We start from the raw sequence: 22,003 nt of genomic DNA, 5'->3' as shown, positions 1-22,003 counted from the left end.
AGTCTTCTTCTCCGCCTACTCGGCCGCCTGCTTGAAGCCACTCTTGGCAAGCGCGGAACATTCGGCCATGACGGCTGATGCGCGTGCTATCGGATTGGTCAAGTAGAAATCCTTCACCGGCGATACAAAGGCAGTTTTCTCAACAGGACCAGACGCATTTGCCAGCTTCTTGACATCTGCTGGATCACCGGCCACGATGTGATCGATCATGGCGAGATGCGGATACTCCGCGTAGAGGACAGAACGCAAGGCTGCCAGCGAGTCGAACGGCAATTTCTTGCCGAGCACATCAGACAACGCCCGCAGGATCGCCCAATCTTCCTTGGCGTTACCCGGAGCAAACCCGGCACGATTGGTCATCTGCACGCGACCTTCGGTGTTGACGTACGTACCAGACTTCTCGGTATAGGCCGCACCGGGCAGGATTACGTCAGCGTTATGTGCGCCCTGATCGCCATGAGTTCCGATATAAACTGTGAAGGCCTTGCTCTTCTTTTCCCAGTTCAGTTCGTCGGCGCCGACAAGGAAAAGCACGTCAAGCGCACCCTTCATCTCCGCGACTGTCTTGCCGTTCGGCCCTGGCACAAACCCGATGTCGAGTGCACCAACCCGGCTGGCGGCCGTGTGGATGACACCAAAGCCGTTCCATTCGGCGCTGAGCGCGCCGGTGTCGGCGGCAATCCTGGCCGCAAGACCGAGCACGGAAGCGCCGTCGGCACGGGATAGAGCGCCCTGCCCCACAATTATCATTGGGTTTTTAGCCTTCTTCAGCACAGACAGGAACTTCAGGGAACCATTGGCGAGATCTGTCAGTGTTTCGGGACCGCTTCCGAGATACTCGTATTTGTAGCGGAGGTCAGCTTGCTCTCCGATCACGGCAATCGGCGTTCCCGCAGCCCGCCAATGCTTGCGGATGCGCGCATTGAGCAATGAAGCTTCAAAACGTGGATTGGAGCCGATAATCAGGATCGCATCAGCGAGTTCGATGCCATCGATTGCCGGGTTGAATATATAGGACGCGCGCCCGTTGGCAGTATCGAGGACAGAACCATCCTGCCGTGCATCAATGTTTTCCGATCCAAGCGACTGCATCAGCAGCTTTAGAGCGTACATTTCCTCGACTGTTGCCAGATCACCGGCAATAGCGCCGATCTTGTTGCCCTTGGTCTTGGCGACAGCGGCTTTGATGGCCTCAAAGGCTTCGGGCCAACTTGCAGCAACCAGACGGCCGTCCTTGCGGACATAGGGTCGATCAAGGCGCTGGGTACGCAAACCGTCCCAGATGAAACGAGTCTTGTCGGAAATCCATTCCTCGTTTACCTGCTCGTTGACGCGCGGCAGGATGCGCATCACTTCACGGCCTCGCGTATCGACCCGGATAGCCGAGCCGACCGCATCCATCACATCGATGGACTCGGTCTTGTTCAATTCCCATGGACGCGCCTGGAAGGCATAGGGTTTCGAGGTAAGTGCTCCAACCGGGCAGAGGTCGATCACATTTCCCTGCAGCTCCGATGTCATTGCATGCTCGAGATATGTGGTGATCTCGGCATCCTCGCCACGTCCGATCAGACCAAGCTCGGAAATACCCGCGACCTCTGTCGTAAAGCGGACGCAGCGCGTGCAATGAATGCAGCGTGTCATGATCGTCTTGACGAGTGGACCGATATACTTGTCCTCAACTGCGCGCTTGTTTTCCTTATAACGCGATGAATCAACACCGAAGGCCATTGCCTGATCCTGCAGATCGCATTCGCCGCCCTGATCGCAGATCGGGCAATCAAGCGGATGATTGATGAGCAGGAATTCCATTACGCCCTCACGCGCCTTCTTGACCATGGGCGTATTGGTGAAAATTTCCGGTGTCTCACCATTGGGACCAGGTCGCAGGTCGCGCACGCCCATCGCGCAGGATGCAGCCGGCTTGGGCGGTCCGCCCTTCACTTCGATCAGGCACATGCGACAATTGCCGGCGATCGACAAGCGCTCATGAAAACAGAATCGTGGCACCTCTGAACCAGCCGTTTCCGCAGCCTGCAGCAGCGTGTAGTGATCCGGTACCTCGATTTCTTTACCGTCGACTTTGATCTTCGCCATTATTCTTCTCCGGCACGGTTGGCCGATTCATAAGCTTCAAACAGGTCTTTCACAGAAACGCCGTTGATGATCATTTCTGCAAGCAAGGCGTTCTCAATCTTCACATTGCTCATGTTAACATTTCTGAACAACACATTGGAAAGATTGACATTCTCAATCTTTGAATTGCTCAAATTCACCTTTTCAATCACGGCAGCTGACAGATTCACGTTGTGAAAACGGGTATTCGACAAATTCACGTCATCAAATTTGGAATTGGCAACGCTTGCGTCGCGCACATCAAGGACGTCACGTGTCGCATGCACCTTCATCACTGACCTGCTCCGTTCGACATTACCAGACCATTTGCCTGTCCCACCCAGTCGTCACGAGAAATTCGCCCGCGAAGTTTGAGCTGATCGTCAACCTTGGCCAAATCATCCACCGTCCATGCCGCGATTTGAGCATAAGTTCGGATACCCATGCCGTTCAGGACCTGTTCAAGCTTAGGACCTATGCCGGAAATGCGCTTTAGATCGTCTGCTGCGATCTCCGTTGCAGTTGCAACGGCATGAGCCAATGAATTGGTTGCGATCGAGGTGTTCAATTTATTGGTAGGCATTTGTCCAATTGAAACGGGCGCCTTTTCCTTATTTGTCCCTGCCTGCTTGCGGATGATCGTCTTCAGCGCATCTATATCAGGCGAAGGTTGCGGCTCGGCTACAGGCGATTGGCCGGGCAGAGCGGTCAACCTTGTATTCATGTCCAAGGCACTTGCCATTGCACCGGCCCAGAAACCCCATATCTGGCTGGCGACACCAAAGCCGAGTGCAGAAGCCGCTGCCGCTGCTCCAAGCTGTGGTGTCAGCAAATTCACCGCGGGCAGCACTTGCTTTGGCACTAGTGCCGCCCAATCGGCGCTGGAGTTCCTGGTTGTTCCGGGGTCTGACATCGTCCTTCACCTATTCAGCAGCGACAAGCACTGGGCTTGCGGCTGCATTGCGTGAAAATTCATCGATTCGGCGTTCGATCTCCGGACGGAAATTGCGGATAAGACCCTGAATGGGCCATGCGGCAGCATCACCAAGAGCGCAGATCGTGTGACCTTCGATCTGCTTGGTAACGTCAAGCAGCATGTCGATTTCACGTTTCTGAGCGTTGCCGGTAACCATGCGCTCCATCACGCGCCACATCCAGCCAGTCCCTTCACGGCATGGCGTGCACTGGCCACAGCTCTCATGCTTGAAGAAGTAGGACAGGCGCGCAATCGCGCGGACAATGTCAGTCGATTTATCCATGACGATGACAGCGGCTGTACCGAACGACGATTTGACGTTGCGCAGTCCGTCGAAATCCATCGGGCAGTCCATGATATCGGCCGCCGTTACCACGGGGCAGGATGCACCGCCAGGAATAACCGCCAGCAAATTGTCCCAGCCGCCGCGAATGCCGCCCGCATGCTTCTCGATCAGCTCACGGAACGGAATGCCCATGGCTTCTTCGACGGTGCAGGGGTTGTTGACGTGCCCGGACACCATGAACAGCTTGGTACCGACATTGTTCGGACGACCAATGCTGGAGAACCATGCGGCGCCGCGACGCAGGATCGTAGGAGCCACTGCAATGGACTCGACATTATTGACCGTGGTCGGGCAGCCATAAAGACCCATATTGGCCGGAAATGGAGGCTTCAGGCGCGGCTGACCTTTCTTGCCTTCCAGGCTTTCGAGCAGAGCCGTCTCTTCGCCGCAAATATACGCGCCTGCGCCGTGATGGACGAAAATATCGTAGTCCCAGCCATTCTTGTTGTTCTTACCGATAAGGCCCGCATCGTAGCATTCGTCGATAGCGATCTGCAGCGCTTCACGCTCGCGGATATACTCGCCGCGGACGTAAATATAGCAAGTGTTGGCACCCATGGCGAAACCGGCAATCAGGCAGCCTTCAATCAGCGTATGGGGATCGTGCCGCATGATATCGCGGTCTTTACAGGTGCCTGGCTCGGATTCGTCAGCATTGATGACGAGATAATGCGGACGGCCGTCGCTTTCCTTCGGCATAAACGACCATTTCAGACCGGTCGGAAAGCCGGCACCACCGCGCCCGCGCAGTCCCGAGGCCTTCATCTCGTTGATGATCCAGTCACGGCCTTTGGCAATAATTCCCGCAGTGCCATCCCAATGGCCGCGTGACATCACGCCCTTCAACGACTTGTCGTGAATGCCGTAAATATTATTGAAGATGCGGTCCTTATCAGCAAGCATTTCGCACCGGTCCTACTCTCTTCGTCCGTTCTTGCGGATGCGAAATGTGCATCCGCCAATCCATTTATCTCGGCTTCCGGCCGAAAACCTTGATGTACTCGGCTTCGCCGCCCTTGGCCAAGGCCTTGGCTTGCTTGACCCAGTCGTCTCGCTCAATGCGGCCGCCGAACTTCAGATAGCTGTCGACCCAGTCGCGCTCGGCTTTCTTCCACGCAGCAATCTGTGCGAACGTATAGATGCCAAGCTCGTGCAGGAGGATTTCGAACTTCCGACCGACGCCGGAGAGCATCTTGAGATCATCGACAACCGCAGGTCTTTCGATACCGGCCGGACGATCCTTGTCTTCCAGCGAAACCAGCTTCACCGGAGTTTTGATCGTCTGCACTGCAGGCTTTTCGCCCAGGGAGCCTTCAGCCAATGGGGGATTCTTGATTGTCCGCGCGACAGGTGCTGCTGCAGCAGCAGGCGTCGAAGTCACCTCTTCCGCTGCTTCGGTCGTCTTCACCTTGGACGGTGATCTGATCGCGGCATTGGTTACTTCATCATGCGTAACAGGTTTACCAGCATTTGACGGCGGCACACTTGCCTTGTCCGAATTGCCGGCTTTTGCACGCTTGGGCTTTTCATCGCCATTGAGCGAAGTCAAGCCGGTCTGGGGAGCAGAGAAAATACGCTTGATTTGCGGCCCGACCGGTATGGAATCGCCCTTTCCGGCATCGAACGCATCGATGATTTCCTCGAGCCGTTCCGGCGTCAGATCCTCGTAAGTGTCCTTGAACACCATGATCATCGGCGCGTTGACGCAGGCGCCGAGGCATTCGACCTCTTCCCATGACAGGGTGCCGGATTCGTTCAGCTGAAACTGGTCATGATGGATCTTGTGCTGGCAGACCTTCTTAAGGTCTTCCGAGCCACGCAACATGCAGGGCGTCGTTCCACATACCTGGATATGCGCGCGGGTGCCTACTGGCTTCAACTGGAACTGCGTATAGAACGTCGCAACTTCAAGGACACGGATCAGGGGCATATCGAGCAAGGTCGCTACATATTCGATCGCCGCCTTGGTAACCCAGCCATCCTGTTCTTGCGCGCGCATCAAAAGCGGAATAACTGCCGACTGTTCACGGCCTTTTGGATATTTCTTGATTGCAAGCTTTGCCCAAGCGCTGTTTTCGCGATTGAACGCGAACGCTGCTGGTTGGACGTTATCTTCTGCGAGACGGCGGACGGACATTAACGATCAACCTCACCAAATACGATATCGAGCGAGCCGAGGACCGCGGAAACGTCGGCTAGCATGTGGCCACGGCACATGAAATCCATGGCTTGAAGATGGGCAAAACCCGGCGCGCGGAGTTTGACGCGATAAGGCTTGTTGGAACCATCCGAAACGAGGAATACACCGAACTCGCCCTTAGGCGCTTCGACTGCGGCATACACTTCACCTGCAGGCACGTGATAGCCTTCTGTGTAGAGCTTGAAGTGATGGATCAAGGATTCCATCGAGCGCTTCATTTCACCGCGTTTCGGTGGCACGATCTTGGCGGATGTATTGGAAACAGGCCCTACCCGCTCCTTGCCAAGCAGTTGCTCTACGCATTGGCGCATGATGCGAACGGACTGGCGCATCTCTTCCATGCGGATCAAATAGCGATCGTAGCAATCGCCATTCTTGCCGATCGGAATGTCGAATTCCATTTCCGAGTAACATTCATAGGGCTGCGACTTGCGCAAATCCCACGCAGCACCGGAACCACGAACCATGACGCCGGAGAAGCCCCAAGCCCACGCATCTTCCAGCTTCACGACGCCGATATCGACGTTACGCTGCTTGAAAATGCGGTTCGGCGTAATCAGATCATCGAGATTCTTGACCGTCTGCAGGAATGGATCACACCATTTGCCGATGTCCTCGATCAGCTGATCCGGCAGGTCCTGATGAACGCCTCCCGGACGGAAATAGGCTGCGTGCATGCGGGCGCCACAAGCACGCTCATAAAATACCATCAGCTTCTCACGTTCCTCGAAGCCCCAAAGCGGCGGCGTTAGCGCGCCAACGTCCAACGCCTGTGTCGTCACGTTCAAAAGATGCGACAGGATGCGGCCGATTTCTGAAAACAGAACGCGGATAAGTTGGCCGCGCTTTGGCACTTCAATTTCAAGCAGGCGCTCGACAGCTAGCGCATAAGCGTGCTCCTGGTTCATCGGCGCGACATAGTCGAGGCGATCAAGATAAGGCACGGCTTGCAGATAGGTCTTCGCCTCCATCAACTTTTCGGTGCCGCGATGGAGCAAGCCGATATGTGGATCAACGCGCTCGACCACCTCACCATCCAGTTCAAGCACAAGCCGCAAAACGCCGTGTGCGGCCGGATGTTGTGGGCCGAAGTTGATGTTGAAGTTGCGGACGCTGTGTTCAGTCATGGGTAAATTCCCGGTGTGCTGCGTCTAATGTTATCGGCACGCTCAATTTGTCTTCGCCTTTTCATCACCCGGGAGCACATAATCAGTGCCTTCCCAAGGGGATTGGAAGTCAAAATTGCGAAACTCCTGCCTCAGTTCGACCGGCTCATAGACAACGCGTTTGACCTCGTCGTCATAACGAACCTCAACGAAGCCGGTAAGCGGAAAGTCCTTACGCAATGGATGACCTTCGAAACCATAATCCGTGAGGATGCGGCGAAGGTCCGGGTGACCCGAGAACAATACGCCGTAAAGATCGTAAGTCTCACGCTCGTACCAGTCCGCTCCCAGATAAACCGGCGTCGCTGACGGTACCGGCGTATCCTCGTCGGTCGCCACTTTTACGCGTATACGCAAGTTCTGATGCGGCGAAAGCAGATGATAGACGACATCGAACCGCTCGGCGCGGGAGGGATAGTCAACACCACTGATGTCGATGAGCGAGATGAATTGACACTGGGCATCATCACGCAGGAAAATCAGTGTCGCGATGAGTTCGCTGACCTCGACCCCAACAGTCAGTTCGCCATAGGCCAGCTCGACCGATTTGAGGGAGAGACCTGCCCTGTCTTTAAGATAGTTGCCAAGTTCACTCAATGCTTCTTCAGCCATCGCCGCGTCCTATCGCTCTATCGTGCCGGTGCGGCGAATTTTCTTTTGCAACATCAACACGCCATACAGAAGCGCTTCTGCAGTAGGAGGGCACCCCGGCACGTAGATGTCGACGGGAACGACGCGATCGCAGCCCCGCACCACGGAATACGAATAGTGGTAATAGCCGCCGCCATTGGCACAGGAACCCATCGAAATCACATAACGCGGCTCGGGCATCTGGTCATAAACCTTGCGCAATGCGGGCGCCATCTTGTTGGTCAGCGTGCCCGCAACGATCATGACGTCCGATTGGCGCGGTGAAGCGCGCGGCGCAAAACCAAAACGCTCAGCATCATAGCGTGGCATGGAGGTGTGCATCATTTCAACGGCGCAGCATGCGAGGCCGAAAGTCATCCACATCAGCGATCCAGTACGCGCCCAGGTAACCAGTGCATCCGCCGAGGTGACGAGAAATCCCTTGTCGGCGAGCTCATTGTTGATCTCCCCGAAGAACGCATCGTCGGAACCAACCGGCTTGCCGGTGTTCGGATCAAGAATACCCTTTGGTTGTGGTGCTACGAGGGTAGTGTTGCTGTCGGTCAATCCCATTCCAGCGCTCCCTTTTTCCACTCATAAATAAAGCCGATCGTCAGGACACCCAAGAAGGCCATCATCGACCAGAAACCGAACCAGCCAATCTTGCCGAAAGAAATTGCCCACGGGAACAGGAACGCCACTTCCAGGTCGAAGATAATGAACAAGATCGAAACGAGATAAAAGCGTACGTCGAACTTCATACGAGCGTCGTCGAAGGCGTTAAAGCCGCACTCATAAGCTGACAATTTCTCGGGGTCCGGCGCACTATATGCGACCACAAAAGGCGCAATCAACAGTGCCAAACCGATTACCAGCGCTACCCCGATAAAGATAACGATGGGCAGGTAGGAACTTAACAACTCGTTCATGATCCGTCTTTTTCCGCCTTGTGAACTCAGGCTGACAAGAATGCCATGTTATGCACATGACTGCCACAAATACGCGACAGATCACACCATTCTTGAAGAGGGTGCGACAGGGCGAGGGTTAGCGCGTTAGTGCCATGCGCGCAAGTGCAACAAAATTCGTGACAACCCGTGCATATTGACTTCATCGGTTACCTGATTTGTCTGCAAACTGCCAAAATATGGCGTTTTCTTCCATATTATGCCGCAAAATGGTGTCGATTTGCTCTTTAGAACGATATTAATCTGCAGCAGTCCTGTGGCGACCCGCGACATGAGTCTCTGACTGCGACATTCGGTCCTACAAACGATTTAAGTGGTGAATTGCCCTCTCCTCGGCGCCATTTATTTTGGCTGGGCAAAGCCACGTCATCAAAGACCAGCGAGCGGCTCGAGGCTGAGCCTCTCCCGTTCGTCGGAGCCAATCCTGGCTTGGCCCGCCCTGCGGTCCAGAACCCATGAACCAACAGCAACCAGGACGGCAATAACGGCGAGCGCTGATCCGACAAAAGGCAGGTTCTGGTAAGACACGCCCCAAGTCAGCGCAGCCCCGCCAATCCACGCGCCCGACGCATTGCCAACGTTGAACGCTCCCTGATTGAGCGTTGCCGCCAGATTTGGCGCTTCTTCAGCCGTCTCGACCACCCGCATTTGCAGTGGCGGAACGATGACAAAGGTCAGGACACCCCAAATGAAGATAACAACGATTGCAGCAATGGCGTTGCCGCCGACTACGGCGAAAATTGCGTGGATGAACATGAGCGCGACGAGCGTGCCGATTACAGTCGGCATAAGCTTCCAATCGGCAAGTTTTCCTCCGATGATGTTGCCAGCCGTCATTCCTGCCCCAAAGAGCAGAAGCACCCAGGTGACCGCAGATGTCGAAATGCCTGAAACATCGGTCAGGATCGGCTTTATATAGGTGAACACGGCAAAGAGGCCTGCGGATGCCAACGCCGAAATAAGCATGGCAAGCCAGACCTGCAATTTCCCGAGCACCTTGATTTCACTTACAAAGCCCCCACCCTTCTGCTCTTCTTTGGTTGCGGGGACAAGCAGAACGATAGCTATTACGGCAGCAATACCGATCGCCACAACCGCGTAGAAGGTTGCGCGCCAACCATAAATTTCGCCGAGCGCAGTTCCTGCCGGGACTCCGAGGATATTGGCAAGCGTCAAACCCGCAAACATCAATGCGATAGCGCTGGCGCGCTTATGGCGGGGGACAAGATTTGCAGCCACCACTGAGCCAATTCCGAAGAAGGCGCCATGGCCGAACGCCGTTACCACTCGCGCAATCATGAGCATCCAGTAATTGGGCGCAATCGCACAGAAGAGATTGCCGACGACAAACAGCATCGCTAATCCGATCAGCACTGATTTACGCGGCAGCGATGCGGTGGCGATCGCGATGATCGGGGCTCCGATGACAACGCCGAGCGCGTATCCGGTAACCAGCAGGCCCGCACTTGGAATGGACACACCGAGATCGGCGGCTACTTCCGGTAGCAAGCCCATGATCACGAACTCGGTTGTACCGATACAGAACGAGGCTATGGCAAGGGCAAGAATCGGTAGGGGCATGAGGCGACCGCGCGTCTGGAGGAAAAACGATGCTGCATACAGTTGAAATGTTTCACAAATGATTTTTGTGCAACGCAGCAATGCATTTACGCGGGTTCTGGTTGATCGGGTATGAATGCGTTTTAGTTTTGATCTTAGCAAAATCCTCATTCTTCAGATGGACACTTATGCTAATCTAACAGCCAGGTGCTCCATGACCCCTTATTTGCTACCATGCCTAGTGTCGTTTTGCCTGACGTATGTGTTGCTTTATCTCGTGAGCACATACGGCAATTCTCTGTCCGGCAAAAACGGCAAACGGTGAGCCATCATGGGCGCCAAAGTGCTGCGATCTTATGGTTTTGATCCGCAATATTCCATGAGCGCGCGCTTATTCTGCAACTCTGCATTCATGATGCCTTCAAAAGCGCGGATGTGCCGATCGACCACCCTCTGCGGTAGCGATGTCTCTTCAAGCGATTGCTGATAGCTGCGATATACCAAACTCTTCGGAAACAGGTGATCGCCGCACATTTCGTACGAACCACGAGCCAGGGCAGCATAGGCGATGTAGCCGGCATTTCTACGAGTGATGCCGTCTGCAACCATCTCCCGGATGTGAGCTTCGAACTTTTCCTTAAAGAGGATTTCAGCATAGCTACCGGCATGAGCAACGCCGGCAAGGGCGACCAGCGCGCCAAGTCCCAACACCGCATGTCGTACTTTAATGGTTGTTGCCATTGATCGCTCCCTTCCAATCAGGCCGAGCTCGCAAGTGCGTCTGCCACATATAATATCACTGCATGGCATTTACATGGAAAAAACCGTCATCGGCGAGGAGATTTACCTGAGAGGTCGAAGCTTCATTGACCGCACTTTTCGCCCTCATGTCTCGGGAGTTGTATCCGGTCCTGGATCGCCGCCAGCCGCGGCTACAGCCAGTCTGCGCAGATAGTGGTTCCAGCCCTTTTCATGGCTGGCTCGTTCTTTCTCGTCGGGCAGTCCGCCGTGGGTGAAGCGCACCAGCGTCCCCCCGTCCTTCTCGATCAGGTCGATCTCAATCAGGCCTGATCCCGGCGGCACAGTCTCGTGGTCGTCCCAGCCGAAGCTGTAGGCCAGACGGTGGACTGGTATCACTTCCGTGAAATGCCCGCGAGCAGTGTGAGTATCGCTCATGCTGAGGAGATAAATACCGCCCGGGTGCGGCTCGACCGTCGCCTTGGTGCCCATCCAGCGCAGAATCTTGTCCGGGTCGGTGAGGAAGGCGAAGACTGTTGCTTGCGGGGCTGCGATCTCAATCTCACTGTGAAACGTCTCGGTCATCGGCGATTCCTCCCGGTGCGGCTCGATGTAATTCCAGCTTTGGCGCAATGTAAGGCAATCGAGATTTCGCGCAAGAAACAAAAGCTCGTGACAGCTGCCTGGCGCGGCTGCATGATGGCATTATGCAACTGCCGTCCGCTCTCTCCTTTCTAATTGACGAAGCGATTGACGTGCCTGACGGCGCCGCCTTCCTGACTGCGCTTGCCGCACGGCTCATATCCGACGGTGTGCCGCTATCCGGTGGTGCGCTCACCCAAGCCGCGCCGCATCCGGTTATCGAGCGGCGCACCTGGCTCTGGCGCGCCGATACAGGAAGAGTGATCGAGGCGCTGGCTTTGGCGAGGCCTGCCCATATCGAGCATACCCATGTCGCTCGCGACTGGCTGGCCGGGATTGGCACTGGTGCCGTGCAAGAGGATTTCGCCGGCGGCGCCTCGGACGGCGCGGTGCTTGCCTGGATCGGCAGCCGGCCGTTTAGCGAATCCGAATCGGAATTGCTGCATGAGGTTGCGCGCTTTGCCGCTGCACCGCTTGCCTTGCTGGCCGCGCGCTCCACGCTGTCCGCGCTGCTAACGACCTACCTCGGCCGGCGCAGCGCGGCGCAGGTGCTGGCGGGCCGTTTGCGTCGCGAGCCCGGTGAGACCATAAGCGCGGCCCTGCTTTTTGCCGACCTTCGCGGTTTTACCGAGTTGTCGGAGTCGACAGAGCCGCAGGAGGTAATCGCCGCTCTCGACGCCTGGTTCGACCGCATCGCGGGTGCCGTCCACGCCTTTGGCGGCGAAGTACTAAAATTCATCGGCGACGGTGTGCTGGCGATATTCCCGATCGGGGAGCGCGGCGCTCCGGCTGCATGCGACGCGGCATTGCGCGCAGTCGCCGCTGCCTGCGCCGGGATGGACCACCTCCATCGGGCCCGCGCTGCACAAGGCGCGCAGCCTCTGTCGTTCGGTATGGCGTTGCATCTCGGCGAGATGCTTTGGGGCAATATTGGTACTGCCGACCGGCTGGATTTCACAGCAATCGGCCCCTCCGTTAACCTCGTGAGCCGGCTGGAGGGCCTGTGCCGGCCGCTCGGCCGCACAGTATTGCTTTCCGGCGCTTTTGCGGCGGAAACGAAGCAGTCACTGATCCCGCTCGGCGAACACCGCCTGCGAGGCATCGCTGCCCCGTGCGCGGTATTTGCGCCGCTTTAGTCAGGGGTTTCCAAAGGGGAATTATCTACTTGAAATCACTGAGAGAAAAGTGGCGCGAGTGACGGGGCTCGAACCCGCGACCTCCGGCGTGACAGGCCGGCACTCTAACCAACTGAGCTACACCCGCGCACTTTCGTACCGCACTATTTGTACGGCGTGAGCGGTCGTTTAAGGGGTTCGCGGGGGTGTGTCAAGCACAACTGGAGAGGAAAGATGCGATTGTGAAAAACTCATCCGACAAATCATAAAAGTGTCGCATCCCCTCTTGCCAATATCAGCGGAAACGCATAAACGCTCCGGAACGCACCCTTTGCGAAGGGCGATTAGCTCAGTTGGTAGAGCGCTTCGTTTACACCGAAGATGTCGGGAGTTCGAGTCTCTCATCGCCCACCATTCCATCCCCCATGAACATTTTGATATCCCAACGCTCAGGCTCGCCACCACGAGCATTGTGCGCGTGCGCGTCCTGGACCGCGTCATTGGTTACGAATCAAAAAGGCCGGGCAATTTCTTGCCCGGCCTTTATTCTAATGCTGCTTAGTGAGCGATCTGAGCGCCCGCTTCATCCTCGACGCCCGACGAAGGGACGTGGGCTGGCTCGGTCCACTCGATTGGCTCCGGCTGGCGTACCAATGCATGCTTGAGCACTTCATTGGCATGGCTGACTGGAATGATCTCAAGACCGTTCTTCACATTGTCCGGAATCTCCACCAGATCCTTGGCGTTCTCTTCCGGGATCAGAACCGTCTTGATGCCACCGCGCAGCGCGGCGAGCAGCTTCTCCTTCAGACCACCGATGGGCAACACCCTGCCCCGCAGCGTGATCTCGCCAGTCATGGCGATATCCTTGCGGACTGGAATGCCCGTCAGTATCGATACGATGGCTGTGACCATCGCAACGCCGGCTGATGGACCATCCTTGGGCGTCGCACCTTCCGGCACGTGCACGTGGATGTCGCGACGATCGAACAGTGGCGGCTCGACGCCGAAATCGATGGCGCGCGAGCGGACATAGGATGCCGCTGCCGAGATCGATTCCTTCATCACGTCGCGCAGGTTGCCTGTTACTGTCATGCGACCCTTACCGGGCATCATGACACCTTCAATGGTCAGCAACTCGCCGCCCACTTCGGTCCAGGCGAGGCCTGTGACAACGCCAACCTGGTCTTCGCCATCGATCTGTCCAAATCGGAATTTCTCAACCCCGAGATATTCATCGATGTTTGCATCCGTGACCTTCACCGACTTCTTCTGCGTCTTCATGATTTCGGTGACGGCCTTGCGAGCCAGCTTCATCAATTCACGCTCGAGGTTACGAACACCGGCCTCTCGCGTATAATTGCGGATGATGGCGCGGATAGCGTCCTCGGATACAGAGAACTCCTTCGGCTGCAATGCATGATCGCGGATTGCCTTTGGCAACAAGTGCCGCTTGGCGATTTCCAGCTTCTCATCTTCCGTGTAACCGGCAATACGGATGATCTCCATGCGGTCCATCAAGGGACTTGGGATATTCAGCGTATTGGCCGTCGTCACGAACATCACATTCGACAGATCATACTCGACCTCGAGATAGTGATCCATGAACGTGGAGTTCTGTTCCGGATCGAGCACCTCCAGCAGAGCTGATGACGGATCGCCGCGGAAGTCCTGGCCCATCTTGTCGATCTCGTCGAGCAGGAAGAGCGGGTTTGACTTCTTCGCCTTCTTCATCGACTGGATGACCTTGCCGGGCATCGAACCGATATAGGTGCGGCGATGGCCGCGGATCTCGGCCTCGTCACGCACACCGCCAAGCGACATGCGAATGTATTCGCGGCCGGTAGCCTTGGCGATCGAACGGGCGAGCGACGTCTTGCCGACACCGGGAGGACCAACGAGGCAGAGGATCGGACCTTTGATCTTGGTCGAACGAGCCTGCACCGCCAGATACTCGACAATGCGGTCCTTGACCTTGTCCAAGCCGTAGTGCTCGGTATCCAGGACTTCATCAGCAAGGTTCAGATCGTTCTTGATCTTCGACTTTTTGCCCCAGGGAATGGACAGCAGCCAGTCGAGATAGTTGCGAACGACAGTCGCCTCGGCGGACATCGGGCTCATCTGGCGCAGCTTCTTCAGCTCAGCATTGGCCTTTTCGCGGGCTTCCTTCGACAGTTTCGTCTTTTTGATGCGGTCTTCCAGTTCGGCGGACTCGTCGCGGCCATCTTCGCCATCGCCAAGTTCCTTCTGGATCGCCTTCATCTGTTCATTCAGGTAATATTCGCGCTGCGTCTTCTCCATCTGGCGCTTGACGCGCGAGCGGATACGCTTTTCGACCTGGAGAACCGAAATTTCCGATTCCATGAAGGACATGGCCTTCTCCAACCGCGCACGCACGGAAAGGATCGACAACATATCCTGCTTTTCAGGAATCTTGATCGCGAGATGCGACGCGACTGTATCGGCCAGCTTCGAATAATCCTCGATCTGTCCGGCAGCGCCGACAACTTCAGGCGAAATCTTCTTGTTCAGTTTGACGTAGTTTTCAAAATCCGACACGACCGAGCGAGCAAGAGCTTCGATCTCGACCGGATCTTCTTCTGGTTCTGTCAGCGTCACGGCAGAGGCTTCGTGATAATCTTCGCGCTCGCTGAAACCGGTGATCTCAGCGCGGGCAATACCTTCAACCAGCACCTTGACCGTGCCGTCTGGCAATTTCAGCAATTGCAGGACGTTGGCAATAGTGCCGACTGTGTAGATCGCGTCCGCCTGCGGATCGTCGTCCGCAGCGTTCTTCTGTGTGGCAAGCAGAATTTGCTTGTCGACGCCCATAACTTCCTCAAGCGCGCGAATGGATTTTTCGCGGCCAACGAAGAGTGGAACGATCATGTGGGGGAAGACAACAATATCGCGCAACGGCAGAACGGCATAAAGCCCGTTCTCGCCACCCGCCGGTGTCTTCTTGCTTGCAACCGTCATTTTATGTCCTTTCTCAGGCCATTCGGCCAGATCGCCACGTGCGGGTACCCTTTAAGCTGCATGGCCAATCCAAAATCGAGATCCACTTTGGCGGCGCATGCATTGAGCGGCGTACGACCGTTTATGCAGCTTAACACTTACTTGGAGTGGAGGCCCGCTTGTTTCAAGCACCCACGCTCCAGGCTCATTCACAGAATCGTAATCTATCCTGCGCTCACGACAGTCCGAGCGCAATCGCTCGCAAAGCCGTGCACAGAATTCGACCCTAATACAAAACAGAAAAGCTCCGCGAGACGCGGAGCCTTGCCGTTAGACTGCTCTATTTCCGATGGCTTACGCGGAAACATTGCCTTTTTCTTCCTTGCGCTCGGCATAGATATACAGAGGCCTTGAGTTGCCTTCAACGACATCACCGGAGATCACCACCTCCTGGACACCATCAAGCGTCGGCAACTCGTACATCGTGTCGAGAAGGATCTTCTCCATGATCGATCGCAGTCCACGTGCACCTGTCTTGCGCGCGATTGCCCGCTTGGCAATGGCCTTCAACGCATCCTCATGGAAGGTCAACTCGACGTTTTCCATGTCGAACAAGCGCTGATACTGCTTGACCAAGGCGTTCTTGGGTTCGGACAGAATCTGCACCAGCGCGACCTCATCGAGATCCTCAAGTGTCGCTATAACGGGCAGACGACCAACGAACTCGGGGATAAGACCGAACTTCAGCAGATCTTCAGGCTCAAGTTCGCGGAAGATCGCCCCGACACGGCGATCATCCGGTGCCTTGACGGCAGCGCTGAAGCCGATGGACGTCTTTTCACCGCGGGCCGAGATGATCTTGTCGAGACCGGCGAAAGCGCCACCGCAAATGAACAGGATGTTGGTCGTGTCCACCTGCAGGAACTCCTGCTGGGGATGCTTGCGGCCACCTTGTGGCGGCACGGAAGCAACGGTGCCTTCCATGATCTTCAACAGCGCTTGCTGGACACCCTCACCCGAGACGTCGCGTGTAATGGACGGGTTGTCCGATTTGCGGCTGATCTTGTCGACTTCATCGATGTAGACGATGCCCCTCTGCGCCCGCTCGACATTGTAGTCCGCCGATTGCAACAGCTTCAGAATGATGTTCTCGACATCCTCGCCGACATAACCGGCTTCCGTTAGCGTCGTCGCGTCTGCCATCGTGAACGGCACGTCGATGATGCGGGCTAGCGATTGTGCCAGATAGGTCTTGCCGCAACCGGTAGGGCCAACGAGAAGAATGTTGGACTTCGCCAGTTCGACTTCATTGTTTTTCGATGCGTGGGCCAACCGCTTGTAGTGGTTATGGACCGCGACAGAGAGAACACGCTTGGCATGGTTCTGGCCGATGACATAATCATCGAGGACAGCCATGATTTCCTGCGGCGTCGGGACGCCTTCACGGGATTTCACCATCGAGGATTTATTTTCCTCGCGGATGATGTCCATGCACAATTCGACGCATTCATCGCAGATGAAAACAGTCGGGCCCGCAATCAACTTGCGAACTTCATGCTGGCTCTTCCCGCAAAACGAGCAATATAGCGTATTCTTGGAATCGCCGCCGCCGTTGCTGACTTTGCTCATTGCAGTTTCCTTTCAGTATCGGTCCCGCTCTCCCGGGTCCGCCACTTCCTCCAGGTGGAAGTGAATAGTCATTCGTAGAATAGGCTTCTCTAACTCACCAATGGCTTAACGTAACGTCTGCTCCGCTCTATGCAAGCTACATGTGTGGCAGAAAGTCCGCATCGGGGTCAAAAAAACTTCATTTTTAACCCCGATGGGCGATTTAGCCGGTTACTTAGTGTCACCTTCGAGCACAGCTCGCGATTCAAGCACCTTGTCGATCAGGCCGAACTCGAGTGATTCCTGCGCAGTCATGAAGTGATCGCGATCGAGGGTACGTTCAATCGACTCGTAGTCACGGCCGGTATGCTTGACGTAAATCTCGTTCAGGCGGCGCTTCATCTTGATGATATCCTGCGCATGACGTTCGATATCCGACGCCTGTCCCTGGAAGCCACCTGACGGCTGGTGCAACATGATGCGAGCGTTCGGAAGGACGAAACGCATATCCTTCTCGCCAGCGGTCAGCAGCAGCGATCCCATGGAAGCGGCCTGACCGAAGCACAGCGTCGATACGGCTGGGCGGATAAACTGCATCGTGTCATAGATTGCCATGCCGGAGGTGACGACACCGCCCGGTGAGTTGATGTACATATTGATTTCTTTTTTCGGATTTTCCGATTCAAGGAACAGCAACTGCGCGCAGACAAGCGTCGCCATGCCGTCCTCGATCGGCCCGGTTATGAAGATGATGCGTTCTTTCAGCAGGCGCGAAAAAATATCATAGGCCCGCTCGCCCCGGTTGGTCTGCTCGACGACCATTGGCACGAGATTCATAGCTGTTTCGATTGGGTCTCTCATCGGTGGGCCTCAGCGTTTTGGAGAATAAGGGGCTTGACCACCCCAGATTCGTGGAAGACTAACGATACATAGGGCGTCGCCACCCGGTTTCGCAAGATGTTCAACACATGATCGTCGACACAAGCCGAATTCTGCTCAAAGCCTGATCACATATTCCTTGCGCGTCGTCTCGAGCACTTCCCAGGTTCCGCGAAAACCGGGACGCAGCACGAAACTGTCGCCCGCCGCGACATGCTGTTCAGCACCACCCTCTTCCGTGATGATCGAACGCCCGGAAAGAATGTGGCAGAACTCCCATTCATCATAGGCGATGCGCCATTTTCCGGGCGTAGCCTCCCAAATTCCGGCGTAGATTCCGCCTTCGGCTTCATCGCAATTCCATGTCCGGAATTTCGGATCGCCAGCAATGACGCGCTCTGGTTTCGGGACGCCGTGCTCGGGGTCGATATTGCCGGATTCGATTTTAATGAAACTTTTCATTGAGTTAGCCTGCCTTCGCCAACGCTTGTTCGAGATCGGCGATGATATCCGCAACGTTCTCGATGCCGATCGAAAGCCGCACCACATCGGGACCAGCGCCTGCCGCGATCTTTTGGTCGTCGCTGAGTTGCCGGTGCGTAGTCGACGCCGGGTGAATGACAAGTGACCTCGTATCGCCGATATTGGCAAGGTGCGAGAAGAGCTCCAGCTGTTCGACGAGCTTGACGCCGGCGTCATATCCGCCCTTCAGACCGAAGGTGAAAACCGAGCCCGCTCCCCTCGGCGCATATTTCTGCTGCAGCTCATGATAGGGATCGTCCGTCAGTCCGGCATAGCTGATCCAATCTATTTTCTCATTTTGTTTCAACCACTTGGCGACTTCGAGCGCATTGTCGCAATGACGCTGCATGCGTAGCGGCAACGTTTCGATACCAGTCAGAAGCTGGAAGGCATTGAACGGCGAGAGCGCTGGTCCAAGATCGCGCAGACCGAGCACGCGGCAGGCGATGGCAAAGGCGAAATTGCCGAAGGTTTCGTGCAACGCCACCCCATTATATTCGGGACGCGGCTGCGACAGCAGCGGGTAGTTTCCGGATTTCGACCAGTCGAAAGTTCCGCAATCGACGATGATGCCACCCATGGAATTGCCATGGCCGCCCAGGAACTTCGTCGCAGAATGTACAATAATATCAGCACCATGCTCGATCGGACGTATCAGATATGGCGACGCCAGAGTGTTGTCGACGATCAGCGGGAGGCCATGCCGGTGGGCGATTTTTGCGATGGCTTCGATGTCGGTGATGATGCCGCCGGGGTTGGCGATGCTCTCGACGAAGAGGGCGCGGGTCCGGTCGTCGATCTGCGCCTCGAATGCGCCGGGATCAGTCCCGTCTGCCCAGCGCACCTGCCAGTCAAAGGATTGGAACGACTGGCCGAACTGGTTGATGGACCCGCCATAGAGCTTGTTCGACGAGACAAAGTTGTCCCCAGGCTGCATCAACGTATAGAATATCAGAAATTGTGCCGCGTGACCTGATGCAACCGCCAAGGCGGCCGTTCCACCTTCAAGTGCCGCGACACGTTCTTCCAGTACCGCATTGGTTGGATTGGTGATTCGGCTGTAGATATTGCCGAACGCCTTCAGGCCAAACAGGGACGCCGCATGATCCGCGTCATCGAAGACGAATGCCGTCGTTTGATAGATCGGCGTCACCCGCGCACCCGTTTCAGGGTCGGGCCTCGCGCCGGCGTGGACCGCCAATGTTTCGATTCCGGGGGCCCGATGCGCCATGTTTGTCCTCCTGCTGCCAACCTTCCCGCAAGGCTATGGGATTGCGACGCTGGGGCCAAGTGCGCATTTTCGCAACCAAGGACAATCTAATTACAGCCAGCGATTGAGATTCTTGTCCCATTTTCGGGGTTTTTTGCATAAGAATCCGCACTTCTTGCATGAGAATTGCTAAAAGCGTTCAACTCGTGCAGCGGAACGACACATAGCAATTTCCGTTTTCAGCGCTCCACGAAAATGAATCTGCGCAGGTGGGAAATCCCGTCCTAGACGCGCATGCCGAGGCGGGGAATTTCGATGGCCGGGCACCGGTTCATGACGACCTGTATCCCGGCTGCTTCCGCCTTGCGCGCTGCAGCCTCATCCCAAACACCGAGCTGAGTCCAGACCACACGTGGCAGCGGTTTGAGTGCCAAGGCCTCGTCGACCACACCCGGAAGGGCCGATGAGTTGCGGAAGACATCCACCATGTCGATCGGCTCAGGAATGTCCGCGAGCCGTGCATGGACTTGTTGGCCAAGAATGGTCTTTCCCGCCTGCCCCGGATTGACCGGTATGACGTGATATCCCTGAAGAAGCAGAAATCTCATCACGGAAAAACTCGGCCGCGTTTCATTGGGCGATGCGCCGGTCAAGGCGATTGTTTTGACCGAAGATAAAATCTCGCGAATATAGTCGTCGGAATAATAGTCATGTTCTTGCATCATCACGGGTACCCTGATTGCGTTTATCCAGGCGGCGCAGCCCAAAGTTCATAGAACGGCTTCAGCGTACGCAAATGCTTCTGGACAATCGCCATGTTCTCCGGCGTCGGTTTTGCATTTTCGACCTTGGCAAGCCCGGTTTTCAACCCAGCGATCATATCGGTCTTTTCCTGTTCGGAAAGATTGGGCATGGCGGGAATTGCGGCAATCGCCTTGTCCACTTCGGCGCGCGGATCGGGATTGGTCGCCCAATGATAGGTCACCATGATCGTATTGGTTGTATCCACCCAGTCCGAGAAGCTGGCAAAACCATATTCCGCAGCTTTCACATCGAGGATAGCGGTTCGCTCGGCGGCTTCCCCCCTGCCGTCCACTTCACGTACCGTCGCAGCCACCGGGGCAAATCCGAAAAGGAAACGTTTGATCGTATCCTCCGTCAGAGGCACCGGCCGCTCCGGCAGACTGAATGTCTCAACAGCTTGTATCGGGGTTGTTGTCCTCTGTGTCGCGATAGTTCCCGCATAGGCAAGCGCGAAAACGCAGCATGCTGCGACCAATCCAGGCGGTTTCATAACGTCCTCCGTCTTGAAAAGACGATGCAGAAATAGGAGCGTCAAGAATAACAGCTAAGTGTAAAGAAAAAACAGCAAGGGATGGATTTTATGGCTGTAGTGATGGACGTAGAGGCGTTGACTTCCTTTCTGGAACGCGAATTTCCACAGGTGAACGCGGAAGGAATGTCCTTCACGGTGACGGACGCCGGCGACGGTTTTGCGTCGATGCGGCTCGACCCGTCAGACCGGCATCTCCGACCGGGGGGGACCGTCTCCGGACCAACATTGTTCGCACTCGCCGATATCACCGCCTATATCGCGATCCTCGCGCAGATCGGTCCGGTGGCCCTCGCCGTGACAACGAACCTCAATATCAATTTCCTGCGCAAACCGGAATCGGGACCCGTCGATGCCAGAGCGACAATTCTCAAACTCGGCAAGCGTCTGGCGATTGTCGAGATTTCCCTGACAAGCGGTTTAACAAGCGAACTCGTAGCGCATGCAACAGCGACCTATTCGATCCCGCCAAGGCACGGACCGCCAGTGGCAACCTGATGCCGGAGCCGGGCTTCCGATAGAAATTGTCAGACGCTGATTCATCTGCCACGCCGCGGCTACCCGGGCAGAACAATGCGAATGGCACGCGTTCCGACCGGGGCGCCGGTCTCGCGGTCGATGGTGACCGGATCAATCTCCGTTCCGGTCTCGGCGTCGAAGAACCGGGTCACGTTGCCTCCGCCACGATACTTGCGTCCCCACGCGCCGATCGCAAACAGGACTGGCAGAAAGTCGCGGCCAGCTTCCGTCAGGACATACTCGTCCCGTGGCGGACGATCGGAATAGCGGCGTTTCTCCAGTAATCCGTCCTCAGTCAGAGCTGAAAGTCGCGCCGTCAGCATCGTCGGCGCAATCTTCAGGCTCTTGCGAAATTCGTCAAAGCGAGTGAGGCCCGCGTGGGCGTCCCGCATGATCAGCATACTCCATGCATCCCCTACAAGCGCAAGACTCCGGGCGATAAGGCATGGCTCATTCGAATGATTCTTCATGTCGATATCTTTTTGATAGTGACTTACTACTAAATTGATAGTAACATA

Annotated in this window: 22 protein-coding genes and 2 tRNA genes; 3 read left to right on the top strand and 21 right to left on the bottom strand. The window is 55.9% G+C overall.

All coding sequences use genetic code 11. The features are described from left to right. Positions 1–15: 15 nt before the first annotated feature. The 12 genes from nuoG to J2X72_RS14195 all read right to left on the bottom strand — a co-directional run bounded on the left by nuoG (position 16) and on the right by J2X72_RS14195 (position 11,284). On the bottom strand, positions 16–2,097 hold the full coding sequence (gene nuoG / locus J2X72_RS14250) for an NADH-quinone oxidoreductase subunit NuoG (protein ID WP_310072876.1): 2,082 nt from the start codon (positions 2,095–2,097) through the stop codon (positions 16–18). Continuing rightward, a complete protein-coding gene (locus J2X72_RS14245) occupies positions 2,097–2,408 on the bottom strand; it encodes a pentapeptide repeat-containing protein (RefSeq protein WP_310073058.1) in 312 nt (103 codons plus the stop codon). Before J2X72_RS14245 ends, nuoG begins: the two co-directional genes overlap by 1 nt. Continuing rightward, positions 2,408–3,028 (bottom strand): helix-hairpin-helix domain-containing protein, encoded by a 621-nt coding sequence (locus J2X72_RS14240; protein ID WP_310072874.1) that lies wholly within the window; start codon positions 3,026–3,028, stop codon positions 2,408–2,410. The genes J2X72_RS14245 and J2X72_RS14240 overlap by 1 nt, the downstream gene beginning before the upstream one ends. A gap of 10 nt (positions 3,029–3,038) precedes the next feature. Next, the gene (nuoF, locus tag J2X72_RS14235; protein WP_210002372.1) at positions 3,039–4,340 is read right to left on the bottom strand and encodes an NADH-quinone oxidoreductase subunit NuoF; all 1,302 of its coding nucleotides are present in this window, start codon (positions 4,338–4,340) and stop codon (positions 3,039–3,041) included. Positions 4,341–4,404: 64 nt separating this feature from the next. Continuing rightward, a complete protein-coding gene (locus J2X72_RS14230) occupies positions 4,405–5,574 on the bottom strand; it encodes an NADH-quinone oxidoreductase subunit E (protein ID WP_310072871.1) in 1,170 nt (389 codons plus the stop codon). Then, complete coding sequence (locus tag J2X72_RS14225; protein WP_310072870.1) at positions 5,574–6,764, bottom strand: NADH-quinone oxidoreductase subunit D; 1,191 nt, start codon at positions 6,762–6,764, stop codon at positions 5,574–5,576. The genes J2X72_RS14230 and J2X72_RS14225 overlap by 1 nt, the downstream gene beginning before the upstream one ends. A gap of 42 nt (positions 6,765–6,806) precedes the next feature. Then, positions 6,807–7,415: an NADH-quinone oxidoreductase subunit C gene (locus tag J2X72_RS14220; RefSeq protein WP_310072868.1), complete on the bottom strand. Its 609-nt coding sequence runs from the start codon at positions 7,413–7,415 to the stop codon at positions 6,807–6,809. A 9-nt stretch (positions 7,416–7,424) separates the two neighbouring features. Further along, a complete protein-coding gene (locus tag J2X72_RS14215; RefSeq protein WP_112530888.1) occupies positions 7,425–8,006 on the bottom strand; it encodes an NADH-quinone oxidoreductase subunit B family protein in 582 nt (193 codons plus the stop codon). Beyond that, entirely contained in the window at positions 7,997–8,362 is a 366-nt protein-coding gene (locus tag J2X72_RS14210) for an NADH-quinone oxidoreductase subunit A (protein ID WP_310072864.1), read from the bottom strand. Before J2X72_RS14210 ends, J2X72_RS14215 begins: the two co-directional genes overlap by 10 nt. Before the next feature lie 408 nt (positions 8,363–8,770). Continuing rightward, positions 8,771–9,982 carry an MFS transporter gene (locus J2X72_RS14205; RefSeq protein ID WP_310072862.1) on the bottom strand — a complete coding sequence of 404 codons (1,212 nt, stop codon included), beginning with the start codon at positions 9,980–9,982 and terminating at the stop codon, positions 8,771–8,773. A gap of 333 nt (positions 9,983–10,315) precedes the next feature. Continuing rightward, positions 10,316–10,702, bottom strand: a complete 387-nt coding sequence (locus J2X72_RS14200) for a hypothetical protein (protein WP_210002361.1) — start codon at positions 10,700–10,702, stop codon at positions 10,316–10,318. Positions 10,703–10,846: 144 nt separating this feature from the next. Then, positions 10,847–11,284 carry an SRPBCC family protein gene (locus J2X72_RS14195; protein ID WP_310072858.1) on the bottom strand — a complete coding sequence of 146 codons (438 nt, stop codon included), beginning with the start codon at positions 11,282–11,284 and terminating at the stop codon, positions 10,847–10,849. 122 nt (positions 11,285–11,406) lie between these two features. On the opposite strand from J2X72_RS14195, the gene J2X72_RS14190 reads away from it, so the two are divergent. Further along, positions 11,407–12,477 carry an adenylate/guanylate cyclase domain-containing protein gene (locus J2X72_RS14190; protein WP_310072856.1) on the top strand — a complete coding sequence of 357 codons (1,071 nt, stop codon included), beginning with the start codon at positions 11,407–11,409 and terminating at the stop codon, positions 12,475–12,477. Between the two features lie 50 nt (positions 12,478–12,527). Here the strand turns inward: J2X72_RS14190 and J2X72_RS14185 are convergent. Next, a tRNA-Asp gene (locus tag J2X72_RS14185) sits at positions 12,528–12,604 on the bottom strand. A gap of 190 nt (positions 12,605–12,794) precedes the next feature. Between J2X72_RS14185 and J2X72_RS14180 the strand changes: the two genes are divergently transcribed. Continuing rightward, a tRNA-Val gene (locus J2X72_RS14180) sits at positions 12,795–12,870 on the top strand. A gap of 144 nt (positions 12,871–13,014) precedes the next feature. On the opposite strand, the gene lon is transcribed toward J2X72_RS14180, so the two are convergent. The 7 genes from lon to J2X72_RS14145 form a co-directional block, all read right to left on the bottom strand. Continuing rightward, positions 13,015–15,435: an endopeptidase La gene (gene lon, locus J2X72_RS14175; protein WP_210002355.1), complete on the bottom strand. Its 2,421-nt coding sequence runs from the start codon at positions 15,433–15,435 to the stop codon at positions 13,015–13,017. A gap of 333 nt (positions 15,436–15,768) precedes the next feature. Then, positions 15,769–17,043 (bottom strand): ATP-dependent Clp protease ATP-binding subunit ClpX, encoded by a 1,275-nt coding sequence (clpX, locus tag J2X72_RS14170; RefSeq protein ID WP_008120789.1) that lies wholly within the window; start codon positions 17,041–17,043, stop codon positions 15,769–15,771. A gap of 210 nt (positions 17,044–17,253) precedes the next feature. Next, positions 17,254–17,883, bottom strand: a complete 630-nt coding sequence (locus J2X72_RS14165; protein WP_112530883.1) for an ATP-dependent Clp protease proteolytic subunit — start codon at positions 17,881–17,883, stop codon at positions 17,254–17,256. 135 nt (positions 17,884–18,018) lie between these two features. Next, the gene (locus J2X72_RS14160; RefSeq protein ID WP_210002352.1) at positions 18,019–18,363 is read right to left on the bottom strand and encodes a cupin domain-containing protein; all 345 of its coding nucleotides are present in this window, start codon (positions 18,361–18,363) and stop codon (positions 18,019–18,021) included. Positions 18,364–18,367: 4 nt separating this feature from the next. Further along, positions 18,368–19,654, bottom strand: a complete 1,287-nt coding sequence (locus tag J2X72_RS14155) for an O-acetylhomoserine aminocarboxypropyltransferase (RefSeq protein WP_310072851.1) — start codon at positions 19,652–19,654, stop codon at positions 18,368–18,370. A 263-nt stretch (positions 19,655–19,917) separates the two neighbouring features. Then, positions 19,918–20,355, bottom strand: a complete 438-nt coding sequence (locus J2X72_RS14150) for a CoA-binding protein (RefSeq protein ID WP_210002552.1) — start codon at positions 20,353–20,355, stop codon at positions 19,918–19,920. Between the two features lie 23 nt (positions 20,356–20,378). Next, on the bottom strand, positions 20,379–20,927 hold the full coding sequence (locus tag J2X72_RS14145) for a hypothetical protein (protein WP_210002347.1): 549 nt from the start codon (positions 20,925–20,927) through the stop codon (positions 20,379–20,381). A 90-nt stretch (positions 20,928–21,017) separates the two neighbouring features. Between J2X72_RS14145 and J2X72_RS14140 the strand changes: the two genes are divergently transcribed. Beyond that, on the top strand, positions 21,018–21,464 hold the full coding sequence (locus J2X72_RS14140) for a PaaI family thioesterase (protein WP_310072848.1): 447 nt from the start codon (positions 21,018–21,020) through the stop codon (positions 21,462–21,464). A 59-nt stretch (positions 21,465–21,523) separates the two neighbouring features. Here the strand turns inward: J2X72_RS14140 and J2X72_RS14135 are convergent, their stop codons facing one another. Then, positions 21,524–21,955: a helix-turn-helix domain-containing protein gene (locus tag J2X72_RS14135; protein WP_310072846.1), complete on the bottom strand. Its 432-nt coding sequence runs from the start codon at positions 21,953–21,955 to the stop codon at positions 21,524–21,526. Between the last annotated feature and the right edge of the window lie 48 nt (positions 21,956–22,003).

Origin of the sequence: Phyllobacterium sp. 1468 (assembly GCF_031455525.1) — a bacterium.
In the GTDB taxonomy this organism is placed as follows: Bacteria; Pseudomonadota; Alphaproteobacteria; order Rhizobiales; family Rhizobiaceae; genus Phyllobacterium.
This window is presented reverse-complemented; position numbering and strand designations above follow the sequence as displayed.

Bases quoted from the DNA above. Each gene is read 5' to 3' on its own strand.
- nuoG (WP_310072876.1), bottom strand. From the start codon at position 2,097: ATGGCGAAGATCAAAGTCGACGGTAAAGAAATCGAGGTACCGGATCAC.
- J2X72_RS14245 (WP_310073058.1), bottom strand. From the start codon at position 2,408: ATGAAGGTGCATGCGACACGTGACGTCCTTGATGTGCGCGACGCAAGC.
- J2X72_RS14240 (WP_310072874.1), bottom strand. From the start codon at position 3,028: ATGTCAGACCCCGGAACAACCAGGAACTCCAGCGCCGATTGGGCGGCA.
- nuoF (WP_210002372.1), bottom strand. From the start codon at position 4,340: ATGCTTGCTGATAAGGACCGCATCTTCAATAATATTTACGGCATTCAC.
- J2X72_RS14230 (WP_310072871.1), bottom strand. From the start codon at position 5,574: ATGTCCGTCCGCCGTCTCGCAGAAGATAACGTCCAACCAGCAGCGTTC.
- J2X72_RS14225 (WP_310072870.1), bottom strand. From the start codon at position 6,764: ATGACTGAACACAGCGTCCGCAACTTCAACATCAACTTCGGCCCACAA.
- J2X72_RS14220 (WP_310072868.1), bottom strand. From the start codon at position 7,415: ATGGCTGAAGAAGCATTGAGTGAACTTGGCAACTATCTTAAAGACAGG.
- J2X72_RS14215 (WP_112530888.1), bottom strand. From the start codon at position 8,006: ATGGGATTGACCGACAGCAACACTACCCTCGTAGCACCACAACCAAAG.
- J2X72_RS14210 (WP_310072864.1), bottom strand. From the start codon at position 8,362: ATGAACGAGTTGTTAAGTTCCTACCTGCCCATCGTTATCTTTATCGGG.
- J2X72_RS14205 (WP_310072862.1), bottom strand. From the start codon at position 9,982: ATGCCCCTACCGATTCTTGCCCTTGCCATAGCCTCGTTCTGTATCGGT.
- J2X72_RS14200 (WP_210002361.1), bottom strand. From the start codon at position 10,702: ATGGCAACAACCATTAAAGTACGACATGCGGTGTTGGGACTTGGCGCG.
- J2X72_RS14195 (WP_310072858.1), bottom strand. From the start codon at position 11,284: ATGACCGAGACGTTTCACAGTGAGATTGAGATCGCAGCCCCGCAAGCA.
- J2X72_RS14190 (WP_310072856.1), top strand. From the start codon at position 11,407: ATGCAACTGCCGTCCGCTCTCTCCTTTCTAATTGACGAAGCGATTGAC.
- lon (WP_210002355.1), bottom strand. From the start codon at position 15,435: ATGACGGTTGCAAGCAAGAAGACACCGGCGGGTGGCGAGAACGGGCTT.
- clpX (WP_008120789.1), bottom strand. From the start codon at position 17,043: ATGAGCAAAGTCAGCAACGGCGGCGGCGATTCCAAGAATACGCTATAT.
- J2X72_RS14165 (WP_112530883.1), bottom strand. From the start codon at position 17,883: ATGAGAGACCCAATCGAAACAGCTATGAATCTCGTGCCAATGGTCGTC.
- J2X72_RS14160 (WP_210002352.1), bottom strand. From the start codon at position 18,363: ATGAAAAGTTTCATTAAAATCGAATCCGGCAATATCGACCCCGAGCAC.
- J2X72_RS14155 (WP_310072851.1), bottom strand. From the start codon at position 19,654: ATGGCGCATCGGGCCCCCGGAATCGAAACATTGGCGGTCCACGCCGGC.
- J2X72_RS14150 (WP_210002552.1), bottom strand. From the start codon at position 20,355: ATGCAAGAACATGACTATTATTCCGACGACTATATTCGCGAGATTTTA.
- J2X72_RS14145 (WP_210002347.1), bottom strand. From the start codon at position 20,927: ATGAAACCGCCTGGATTGGTCGCAGCATGCTGCGTTTTCGCGCTTGCC.
- J2X72_RS14140 (WP_310072848.1), top strand. From the start codon at position 21,018: ATGGCTGTAGTGATGGACGTAGAGGCGTTGACTTCCTTTCTGGAACGC.
- J2X72_RS14135 (WP_310072846.1), bottom strand. From the start codon at position 21,955: ATGAAGAATCATTCGAATGAGCCATGCCTTATCGCCCGGAGTCTTGCG.